The 6,454-nt window shown below is 68.3% G+C and carries 4 protein-coding genes and 2 pseudogenes; 3 read left to right on the plus strand and 3 right to left on the minus strand.

What is annotated here, in order from left to right:
• The first annotated feature begins 90 nt into the window (after window positions 1-90).
• Both C4U44_RS29660 and C4U44_RS29665 read left to right on the plus strand, forming a co-directional pair.
• Window positions 91-1,593: an LCP family protein gene (locus tag C4U44_RS29660; protein WP_235032447.1), complete on the plus strand. Its 1,503-nt coding sequence runs from the start codon at window positions 91-93 to the stop codon at window positions 1,591-1,593.
• A gap of 13 nt (window positions 1,594-1,606) precedes the next feature.
• Window positions 1,607-1,921 (plus strand): annotated as a pseudogene (locus C4U44_RS29665) (arsenic resistance protein); the annotation flags it as partial.
• Between the two features lie 14 nt (window positions 1,922-1,935).
• On the opposite strand, the gene C4U44_RS29670 reads toward C4U44_RS29665, so the two are convergent.
• The 3 genes from C4U44_RS29670 to C4U44_RS29680 form a co-directional block, all read right to left on the minus strand.
• Window positions 1,936-2,178, minus strand: coding sequence for an ATP-dependent DNA ligase (locus C4U44_RS29670; RefSeq protein WP_103889115.1), 243 nt, complete (start codon window positions 2,176-2,178; stop codon window positions 1,936-1,938).
• A gap of 126 nt (window positions 2,179-2,304) precedes the next feature.
• Window positions 2,305-3,105, minus strand: coding sequence for a hypothetical protein (locus C4U44_RS29675; RefSeq protein WP_146088385.1), 801 nt, complete (start codon window positions 3,103-3,105; stop codon window positions 2,305-2,307).
• Between the two features lie 553 nt (window positions 3,106-3,658).
• The gene (locus C4U44_RS29680) at window positions 3,659-5,893 is read right to left on the minus strand and encodes a hypothetical protein (RefSeq protein WP_103889117.1); all 2,235 of its coding nucleotides are present in this window, start codon (window positions 5,891-5,893) and stop codon (window positions 3,659-3,661) included.
• Window positions 5,894-6,062: 169 nt separating this feature from the next.
• Between C4U44_RS29680 and C4U44_RS29685 the strand changes: the two are divergent.
• Window positions 6,063-6,443, plus strand: a pseudogene (locus tag C4U44_RS29685) (IS701 family transposase); the annotation flags it as partial.
• Window positions 6,444-6,454: the final 11 nt, after the last annotated feature.

The following is a 6,454-nucleotide window of genomic DNA, read 5'->3' on the forward strand; positions in this document are numbered from 1 at the left end:
GCCGGGGGCGGGCGGGCCGCGGCTCGCAGGAGCGGTAACCGCCAGAGGAGGCGGGGCGGCCGCCGGGCCCTGAAGATCATCGGCCTGACCATGGGCTTCGTGCTGCTGCTCGGCTGCGGCGCCGCCGCGTACGCGTACTTCAAGCTGACCGGCAACATCAAGTCCAGTGACCTTTCCGCGAACGGCAAGGACGGCGCGGGTCACGAGAAGCCCGACGCGTTCGGCCGTACCCCGATCAACATCCTGGTGATCGGGTCCGATACCCGCGCCAAGACGGGCGACAAGGACCTCGGCGGAGCCGCCGACTCGACAGGCGCCCGGGCTGACGTGGAGATGGTCGTGCACATATCCGCCGACCGCTCCAACGCGACCGTGTTGAGCATCCCCCGTGACCTGAACGCCAGTTGGAGCGGATGCCACGATAAAGACAACCCCAGCATGGGCCCGCAGACCAACACGAAGATCAACGGGGCACTCAACGGCGGCCCCGGGTGCAGCGTCGTCGCCGTACACCAACTCACCGGGATACCCATCGACCACTTCATGATGGTCGACTTCGAGGGGGTGGTGAAGATGTCCAACGCGGTGGGCGGCGTGCCCGTTTGCGTCGACAACGACATCTACGACCCCTACAGCCACCTGAAGTTGAAGAAGGGCGACCACACGCTCAAGGGCGACGCGGCCCTGGAGTTCCTGCGCACCCGGCACGGCTTCGGCGACGGCAGCGACAGCCGGGGCCGCACGGTGGCGCAGCACATCTTCCTCAACTCAATGATCAGCACCCTGAAGAGCAAGGGAACTCTTAGCTCTCCCAAGAAGCTGTGGGACCTATCCAACGCCACCGCCTCGGCACTGACCGTGGACAACCCGCTGAAGTCGCCGAGCAAGCTGATCGGCCTGGCCAACGACCTCAACAAGGTTCCGCAGAGCCGCATCACCTGGGCCACCATGCAGACCTACGACACCAAGGTGAACGGCGTGTGGCAGACGCTGATCAGCAAGCCGTACGCGCCGACGCTGTTCAGGACGATCGCCGACGACCAGCCGCTCAAGGCGAGCGCGGAGAAGAAGCCGTCCGCCACGCCGACGGTGGCGCCGGCAAGTATCGCCGTGCAGGTCCAGAATGGCACGACGGTCCACCACTGGGCCGGCACGATCGCCCAGGACCTGATCGACGACGGCTTCAGCCCGCAGACCACCTCCACCAACGGACCCCCGGGGACGGCCACCACCTCACTCAACTACCCGGCCGGCGAGCAGGCGCAGGCCCAGACCGTCGCCAAGTCGCTCGGGTTGCCGGCGAAGGCGGTCAGGCAGGGCACGGGCAGCCGGCTCGTGCTGCTGATCGGTGCGGACTGGACCAGCGGCAAGACCTTCCCAGGCGGCAAGGTCACCGCCCCGGCCGCGAATACCAAGGATGCCCTGAACGGCGCCAACTCCAAGCTCAGCAAGTGCGCGAAGGTCGGTACGGACAGTCAGCTGATTGGCCTGAACGCCGCGGGCCAGCCGACCTCCTCCGACCACACCTACGGCGCAACGTCGCCGAGCAATGCCTACGCGATCAGCAAGGGCGTCAAGGACTCGGCGCCATAGGCGATCCCGCCGTAAGCTCGGCGGCCACCTCGGTGATGTCGGCGCCGTCATCCCCCTCTACGTGCTCTTCCTGCTCGTCATGGCCTTCGCCGGTCGCGCGGTGGCCTGCGTGTTCCGCCTGGACGCCCCCGCCTCACGGGCGGCCGTCTTCACCGGCGCCACCCACAACTCCCTGGTAGTCCTGCCCCTGGCCCTCGCCCTGCCCGGCAATCTGGCCGTCGCCCCGGCCGTCGTAGTCACCCAGACCCTCGTGGAAGTCCTCGGCATCGTCACCAACGTCCGCGTCATTCCGCACCTGGTCCCAGAGCGTGAGACACCAACTCGCTGAGACACATGCGCAGGTCACATAACGCCGTCCAGCAGGCTCGACGGCGGAAGCTGCTCGGCAAGGGCTGCGGTCACGTCCGGGAACGCAGGCAGCAGGTCCGTTCCTGTGCGACTGCGGATCACCGGGGCGCCGTCGTCCAAGCGCCCGCACAGCGTCCGGTACCCATCCCATTTGCACTCCGCCGCCAGGGTGTTGTCCGCGGGCAGGGACCAGTGCTCGACAGGGGTGGTGAGCATCGGCTCGTCGGGCAGATCCACACCCGTAGCGTCACCCGCGCTATCCCGCGCTGCCACCGGGGGGCGCCCCTCCCCACTCCACCGTTGCCGCCACGCGAGACGTGCTACTCGGGCAGGTCCGCGGGCACCGCGTCCATGATCAACAGTTCAGCTCAGAGACCGCCTGACACAGTGGAGCCGGCGGCGAGCGCTTGGGTGCGCATGTCTGTGACCGCCGAGGCCGTTCGCTGCCAGCCTGCCGGCAGCTGATTCTCCGCGATGTGCTGCGCGTGGGTCACGATGCCGGCTAGGCCCACATGTTGCTGGCAGCCGGTGTCGGCGAGCGCGTCGCGTAGTTTGGTGCGTGCCACCGTGCCGAGCGCTGGCCTTGCCATTCAGGTAGGAGGTCAGCAGGGCTTCGGCCGGCGCCCGGGCTGCCGGCAGTGTCGCCGCGGTGATGTGTGCGCGCTGCATGCAGGCCGCCCAGCGGTGTTGCCCGGCCAGGAAGGAGGGGCTGGTGAGCACGGGGTGGACGACGCGGGCGTCCAGACTCTCCAGGTCGAAGGAGTCCTTGCGCCAACTCGGCCCGTAGACCGCCGCGTCGGCGCGCGCCACGCAGCCGTTGGGGTCGTAGAAGAACGTGCCCATGCCGCGCTCGGTGATCTGCGTTCGGTGAGGGGCCGTGCCGAGCAGTGCCGCCGTCCACGCGGCTCGCCGGTCCTTGGACAAGGCAGCCAGCACGGGCGCGTCGGGGTCGGGGGCCGCCGCCCGGGCGGCGCCCTTGGTCAACCCGTAGCCGAAGTGTTCGGCGTCGCTGGTGCTCGGCAGGTCGTAGGGGTTCGCCGGCTGCTGGCCCGCGCTCGGTTCGATCCGGTAGACAAAGCCGCGGTCGTGCAGCCGCATCTCGTAGCCGCTCTCCGGCTCATCCGATCCGCCGTCGTCCCCCAACGCGACCATCCCCCCGGACACGTCCCCGCCTTGGCAGCGGGAGCACGGGGACATAGTCCCACTGCTCCTGCCGCCCGCCCGCAGGGGGTGACGTGGCGTCAGTCACCGTCGAAGACTGGCAGGCCGCCGCTGTTGTACCGGGTACGGCGGCGAGGATGCGCTGCGGCGACAGTCCGTACAGTTTCCGCGCCACGACCAGCGGTGCTCCGCACCGCTCGGCCAGCCGCTGCGGCCCCTTGTCCGGATGGCGCGGGTGCTGGCCGGCATGAGCGGCAGCAGGTCGATAAGGCATCATCGCCGAACACGGGTGCTGGCGCCCCCACTGCCCCTCCAAGTCGCCGAGCCTTGCCCGGTCAAACTTCAGTGGCAGGTAACTACCCCGTCGCCAAAGTTCAGTGGCAGACGGTCAATGTTCGGCGTCATTGAAGGCTGACCGTTTGTCACTGAACGTTGACCGATGTTGCATGCCGACTTGATCGTCACCTTGCCGTGCGCGGTCGTGCTCGCCACAATGCTGCTGCTGCACGATAACGCCGACGCCAGCACGGCGTCCGCCGTCCGTGCTGCGGCACCGTCACTCCCCATGAAAGCCTCCTTCCTCTTCGCCGCCGTGCCCGCCGCCTTCGCCCGGTTCGACGAAATGGACGCAGCCCGTGCAGTGGACAGTGCCGCGTTGAAGGCTGCGAGCATGGTTGGCGAGGTCGACGGCAGCAGTCACGGGAGATTCGCGGTCATATCGGTCCTGCGCCGGATCGGTGCCGGGTTGGACGCCGACAGAGTGGAGTTCGTCCGCGAGCTGGTCATCCGCAGCCTGCTGCAGCGCATGTTCGTCTGGCTCCACCAACTGCCTCGCGGGAGGCGGCTGGTCCGGCACTGTCCTGGACAAAGCTCGACGGGTCCAGGCCAGGAAAACGTCACTCAGGCCCGACTCGGCGAGGCCGTCGAGGTATTCGCGGACCAGCCCGATCGCCACGCCATGGCCGAAGGTGACGTTGCTGAGAGCTCCGGTGACGGCCGCTGCGGCGTGTTCCGCGGCGTGTTCGGTCTCCTGCTCGCGCTCGTTCACGGCATCACCCTCCTCTTGTTCGCGGGTGAGACGGGCGGCGAGGTCGGCGGAATCGGCGACCGTCCCGTCCATTCCGGCATCGTGTGCCGCGGCTTCGGCTTCCGCGGTCGGCGGCCGGGGGGCCCGCGGATTGGCGTCGGGGAGGGACGGCGGGGAAAGCGGGAGCAGCGTCATGGCCTGCAATCGCCCCATCTGGTAGGCCAGATCGCGTGCGGCCGGGGTCGGTCCGGTCTGGTCGGCCTGGTCCGAGCGCGGCGCGGTGCTGTCGTAGACGCGTATCAGCATCTCTGTCAGGACCGGGAGCACCTGCGGGGAGGCTGTGAACCGCAGGGTGACCTCCTGGTAGAGGGCGGCCTCGCCACGGGCGTCGAGTTCCTCCTGAAGTTCCACGGTGTAGCGGTCCCGTACGTGCCGGCTGACCACGGGCCCCAGAGCAGGCGGTCCGGTCATGCCGAGGAACACCAGGGACAGCAGGACGATCTTCAGGACGGACAGTGTGCGGCGCAGCACGCCGAGTGCCCCGGTAAGCCCTGTGTTGCCGACCACTTCGGTGATCCGCCGGAACCGCCGGGAGCCCAGGGCGGCCGTCAGGAAGGCGGCCGCGAGCAGGACGTCGGCGCTCGCCCACGTCCACCATGGCAGGTCGATGAGGTTGCCCAGGCCCGCTGCCGTACCGCGCAGGGCCCTGACCTCGACAACCGGCAGAGCCAGCAGGTTGGCCAGCCACACCAGAAACAGCACGAGGAGGCCGCCGAGGAGCAGTGCGAAGACGATGTCCGCCGCCGCCGACACCTGCGTCCGGCCGTCTGCCTGCATACGTCGCCACAGCCGGAGGGCGAGCCACAGCAGCGGGGCGAAAAAAGGGACTTCCAGTGGACCGCCGAGCAGTTGGCCGTCGAACCAGAGGAACATCACATACGCGAGCGGCAGAATCGCCGCCGTTGTGGCGAAACGCCCCAAGCGGCCGTGCCAGTGTGCGAGGCGCCGTACGAACGAGACGGTGACCGTGCCCAGGAAGGCCGCAACGATCGCCTGTGCCAGCAGCCGCGCTGCCTGGTCACCGGAGAGGGCATGGGTCTCCGCGATGCCGACTACCGTGCCCAACAGGGCGAGTCCCGCTGTGGGCGTGATCGGGGGCTGGCGCATGAACCTCAGCCCGGCAAACATGAGGACCAGCGGAACAGTGACCAGGATGCCGCCCGGCGGCCGGTGTTCGAAGACGAGGAAGCAGGCGGCCGAGAGGTAGAGACTCAACACCATTACGGCGAGGTACAGAGCGAAATGCCGGACTCGAACGAGTGCCCATCCCAACCACAGCAGCGCCGTTCCGGTGCCCACGGCACACGAACACATCGCCTTGATCAAAAATATAGCGACGGTGCCGGCCTCTTCGCCCGACCATCCCAGAGCCACCGTGCCGGCCATGGCGAGCAGCACCACACCGGCGCCCACCAGGCCGCTCACGGCCCAGGCGGCCCGCCGGTGCCGTACCGCGGCTTGGTACACGGCCGCGTCCAGGTACTGCACGATGAGCGTCACAACGGCCGCTGCCCCGCCGGCGAGCGCGCCGAGGAGCAGCACCACCGCGATCTTGCCGTAGGGACCCGGCCCGTCATCCGTCACCCGCAGCCGCAGGAACAGCACCGGCAGCAGCCCGAGCGCGACCGCCCAGCCGATCAACTCCCTCGGCGGTACGGGCTCCGAGAGATCCGCGACGATCCGCCTGCGTATCCGGTCTAGCACCCACTCATCGTAGAGACTGACGAGACGTCAATAAAGCGCCTATTCACGCTAGTTGGCGCCCCTCACCAGCCAGATCGTTCGTTCCACTGATCATCTACAGCTGGCCGGCCGCGAAGGCTCCACCATCATCGTCGGCCGCAAAGAGCTTGGCCTATCGGCCGCCGTGACCGGGCGCTGGATGTTGGCCCGCCGCAGCATCGATAGGCCCGACGAGATCGCCTACTACCTCGCCATCGCGCCCTTGGACGCCACCGTCGCCAACCTCGCACGCATCGCCGGCTGCCGCTGGAAAGTCGAGGAGTGCTTCCAGAGCGCGAAGAACGAATGCGGCTTGGACCAGTACGAGGTCCGCCGTCACGTGGGCTGGTATCGGCACATCACCCTCGCCATGCTCGCGCATGCCTTCCTCGCCGTCATGGCCGGCCAGGAACGGGAAAGGGGGGTACAGGGCGGGACACACCCGACCTCGTGGACCTCACGCCGGCCGAGATTCGACGGCTGCTGGCAACTGGACCCCGCCAGCGTGCTCCGGACAGCGACCACGCGATGACGTGGTCTCAC

Origin of the sequence: Actinacidiphila yanglinensis, from assembly GCF_900107965.1 — a bacterium.
Classification (GTDB): Bacteria; Actinomycetota; Actinomycetes; order Streptomycetales; family Streptomycetaceae; genus Actinacidiphila; species Actinacidiphila yanglinensis.

Excerpts from the sequence above, each read along its gene's own strand:
- C4U44_RS29660 (WP_235032447.1), top strand. The coding sequence starts at position 91 with ATGGGCTTCGTGCTGCTGCTCGGCTGCGGCGCCGCCGCGTACGCGTAC.